Origin of the sequence: Candidatus Cyrtobacter comes (assembly GCF_034470605.1) — a bacterium.
GTDB lineage: Bacteria > Pseudomonadota > Alphaproteobacteria > Rickettsiales > Midichloriaceae > Cyrtobacter > Cyrtobacter comes.
Genome location: NZ_JARGYT010000098.1, coordinates 1 through 4,339, shown reverse-complemented (window position 1 = coordinate 4,339; position 4,339 = coordinate 1). Strand labels below are relative to the sequence as shown.

Below are 4,339 nucleotides of genomic sequence, written 5' to 3'. Positions count from 1 at the left end.
TGATTAAATATGCATTCTCTCTGCTCCTAGATAGCATTACATAAAATGATCTTTGCGTTGTTAAATCTAGTATTTTTTCATTGGATCTTGCTATTCCTATTATGCAATTTGCTGTCTTTCCTTGAGATGAATATGTTGTACTAGAATATGCATAATCTATCTCTTTGAGTGTATCTTTTTGAAATGTTTGGATCTTATCTTGCTTGTCCACTAATGTAATATTATCAGTGGTTATATCTTGGATAATGTACTCATTAGATGGGGTAAGCCTTATTCTATCACCTTTAGCAAGCTCTATTTCTTTTTTCTCATAAAGCGAGAATGATTTGCTCATTTTTGGGTTCCACTCAAAGCTTCTTTGGTTATTTTTAAGTGTTATAGTCTCGTAATTAATCTTATCTATTTCAAATATCTCTCCTTTCTTGATATCTAAGTCTTTGATATCTTGGTTAAATTTTACTATTTCATTCCCAGCATAATCATTGATGTCTTTCATCTCTGATTGGCTTCTATCTAGCTTTCGTATAATTTCATGATTAAATGAAGCTCCTTCTATAAATTCCTTTCTAATAAGCTGATTTACCTTATCTTTAAGGTCATTAGATGGAACTATGATGAGTGGGTTTTGATCTTTAACTTCTTTGAACTTCGCATAGCATGCATTTGCAAAATTTTCATTTGTTCCTTCTTTGATATTGATGATATTTTTAATATTGCTTAGTGCTTCATATAAATATTCTTTAGCAAAAGGGCTATCTATTGCCGTGTGCGCCGCATATACTGCTTTTAAAAGATCTGGATTCTTTTGCCTTTGTATTTTTCCCATTTTAGCACTCTGCATTCCGTTTTTGCAAAGTAAATCAAATGGTTTCCCAGCCTCAACCCCTCCTTGTTGTTTGGAATCTCCTATCATAACAAGTCTAAAGTCATGTTTAAAACTGAGATCTAATAGTTTTTTGACTTGAAAATTTGAACATAAAGAAGCTTCATCTAGAATCACAAGATTGTAGTTAGATCTAATATTCTGATTCTTAATTAAAAAATGACTCAATGTTTCTGCATCCATCGACGCCTCCTCTTTTAAAACCTTTGTTGCTGATTTTGTAGGTGCAAGCCCTATTACTCTATCTGATTTAAGTATTTCATTTAAGTTGCGTAGCATTGTGGTTTTTCCACTTCCTGCTATACCTTGAATACCAACCACTCTATCGCGGCTTGTTAATATCAACCTAATGGCGTCTTTTTGGCCTTTATTTAAACTAGTTTTTTCTAAAAGTTGCATTTTATTTAGTATAGGTTTCAGATTACCCTGACCTAGTTTCATCAGGGATATTAGCTCCTTTTCTATTGTGATGTTTTCTTTAGAGGTATAATTGTTATTGGCGAGTTTTATTAAAGATGATTCTTCTTTAATGTATCCTTCTATCTCAGATATAGAGTAATCTGACCTATTCTTTTGAATTAACACTCTATGTAGTTCCTTATAATTCCAAACAGCTTCTCTTTCTGATAACTGCTCTATGGCAAGTTTTGTGATTTGTTCCTTCGATCTTTTGATGTGATGAAGCTCTGTTTTTTGTGGTATATTAAATTCATTTTTTTGTTTCCAAATCTCCCGTAGATCTGTGAACTCCGTTTTCTTACCTCTTGTAACGCTTGCTGCGTATGCAAGCCCTTTTGAATCTTCTATTCCATGCTCCTTTGCAAATTCTAGTATTTGCTGTCTCCTTTTAGAAAATTCATCAATAATCTCTTTTGAAATACCTTTAATCTCAAAATTTAGTCTACCTTTATCTTTATAAACTAAAGCATCATACCCCAGCTCCCTGATGTTTTTAGCAAGTTCCATCCTATAGATCTCTCCTATGTTCATTTTGCTTTTATAAAGCTCATCAAATACTACGGATCTGTAAATACCATCTTGGCCTTTTGTTGCATTTGCAATTAGGCAATGGGTATGAAGTTGTGGATCTGGCACTTTTCCATCTACACTTCTGGAAGATTGATGAGTGAATTTTGCTATTATTGCATTGTCTGATTGCTCTATGGTTTTTTTGCCATTTGCTTGAATACGATAATGAATTATGTTCCTTTGTACATAATCAAGCGTTTTCTCAACTGCTTTTTCATGAGCATTTAGGACTTCATCGCTACCAACAACAAGCGCCATGATAGACACGCTCTTTGGTGCAGAGAGTATTAGCTCTTGGCCTGGATGATGTACCTTTTGACCATTTTCTATCCTGCCAAGCTCTATATCTTTAGTGAGCTTTCCAGATAACACTTTTTCTAGATTTTCTTTTATAGGATTTGCAAAACCTAGTTCCTTAGTTACATCATTTTGGTGGAAACCCTTTTTAAGTTCTTGATTAGCCTCAAGCATGTAAAAATATGTGGCTGCCTCTTTTGCATTTTGAATTGGTTTAATTGTGGCAACCATATACTCCTAAAGCTCATCTATCTCTTTTAAAGAAAGCCCCGTCGAATCTGCTATCTTCTTCTTATCAACGCAAAGTGATAGTAGGTTCCTTGCTATTTCTAGTGTTGCTGCGTTTTTGCCTTTTTCTATACCCTTCTCCATACCCTTCTCCATACCTTCCTTGATGCCCTCCTTGACGCCTTCTTCCCTGGCCTCAGATTTTGCCTCCATAATAACATACCTCTCTCTTGCCATTGCATCTCTTGCGTACTTTTCCTCCTGTTCATATTTACGCAGCTCCTCTTTGCTCCAGTGGTGCGTCTCTAGTTCTCTATATGCTTTTTTGATTACTTCTTTACTATTCTTTATGAGATCATCGTCAGGATCATTTGCATTCTTTAGAAAATAACACCATTTCTCTTCTGGTGTTTCTAATTCCTCTATCTTTGTTTTAGTAAATTTTGGTAGTTCTATAAATGTAAATGAAAAATCCTTTAGGTCTCTCTCTTTGGTTTTAGAATCAAGTACTACATGTGTTGATTTGTAATCCTTTTTATTTGGAAACATTACATATTCTGTTATCGCAAGAAATATCACTTCTTTTAAGTTTTCATACGGCTCTCCTTTCTCTATTTGTGAGCAATACGCCCTTGCTGCGTAGTACTGCGCTCTTTTTTCAAACCCCCCTACCTTTGCTACTTGCATCTCTACTATGTATTTTACCCCCGTTTCATCTTCACATAAAACATCCACTATAGATTGCTTATGCAGCATTGTTTCTTGATCAAGTACCGGGTTAAGTAATGTCACTTCTTTGATAGGTGGTTTTTGACCATATGTTATTACATCGTTTAAGAAATCTTTGAGGATGTCTTTATTCTTCTCTGTTCCAAATATCCTTTTGAATACCAAATCGTTCCTTGGGTTTAGGTATCTTACTATTGTCATAATTCTCACTGATGTCCAAATTCTACATCACCATTATAACCCATTTTATCACATATGAAAAAGCTGTATTGCAAATTTATTGGCTGTTTTACTTCTTATTATTGTGATGAAGCTTTCTATATTAAATATGATTAAAATCCGCTAATTACGCCGAAATTGAAAAAATTTTTTATCATCAGAGCAAAATACAACACAAATTTCTTTATATCCATTTCTTCAAATTTTCTTCCAAATAATTCCATTCTGATTCATATAATGGTGCATGCGCCGGAATGGCAACAAGCAATAAATCGGCATTTTCAGTGTTTTTTATTTTTTTCATTTTTTTATAATAATGTTACTAATACATTCTCTATATTGGTATCCCGGCCCACCCCATGAAGTAACAACTTGAGGAAACTGTAAGTCTCCACTACCATCATTATAACAATAAAAGAATCGATCCATGATCAACTCACGCTCTAAGGTAAATTTATCTAGGCCGTATTCTTCTTTAGCCTTTTTTAAATGATTTTTATTGAGTCCAAATCTCTTTTGTAACTCTGTACACTTATCATTTTTTCATTCTTAAATGCAATGGCCAGATCAAGGATCTTGTGTATTCTTACTGTACTACACTGATTGAATAATAATTCTTTCAGGTTTTTTATTTCATCTTGTTTTAACCACGAAAGCTTCTTCATAAAGTCATTTAAAGGAGCATTATTATATTTTTCAAATTTTTTTACGTAATCCCCGATTATACTCTTTATATCATTTTTTTATCTGATTTATTACTAAATAGTATAGTCACGAGATTTTTGCCCACAAAGCAATGTATCTAATTTGCACAGCAGCTAAAAAAGATTTGGCATTTTTAGCGTAACGACTGGTAATGCAGCGCCAGCGTTTGAGATGAAGAAACGCATTTTCAAGAAGATGTCTCAACTTATACAAGTCTTTATCGTATCCTCGTTGAGCTTTTCTGTTTGT

General features: G+C 33.7%; 2 protein-coding genes and 1 pseudogene. All 3 read right to left on the bottom strand.

Features of this window, described 5'->3' with window-relative positions; translation table 11 throughout:
* Positions 1 to 2,440, bottom strand: a 2,440-nt coding sequence (gene mobF, locus Cyrtocomes_RS05460) for a MobF family relaxase (protein ID WP_322498180.1), incomplete at its 3' end; no start/stop codon positions are given.
* Between the two features lie 6 nt (positions 2,441 to 2,446).
* Positions 2,447 to 3,367 (bottom strand): Rpn family recombination-promoting nuclease/putative transposase, encoded by a 921-nt coding sequence (locus tag Cyrtocomes_RS05455; protein WP_322498179.1) that lies wholly within the window; start codon positions 3,365 to 3,367, stop codon positions 2,447 to 2,449.
* 789 nt (positions 3,368 to 4,156) lie between these two features.
* Positions 4,157 to 4,339 (bottom strand): annotated as a pseudogene (locus Cyrtocomes_RS05450) (IS5/IS1182 family transposase); the annotation flags it as partial.

Coding starts and splice junctions, on each gene's coding strand:
- Cyrtocomes_RS05455 (WP_322498179.1), bottom strand. CDS start 3,367: ATGACAATAGTAAGATACCTAAACCCAAGGAACGATTTGGTATTCAAA.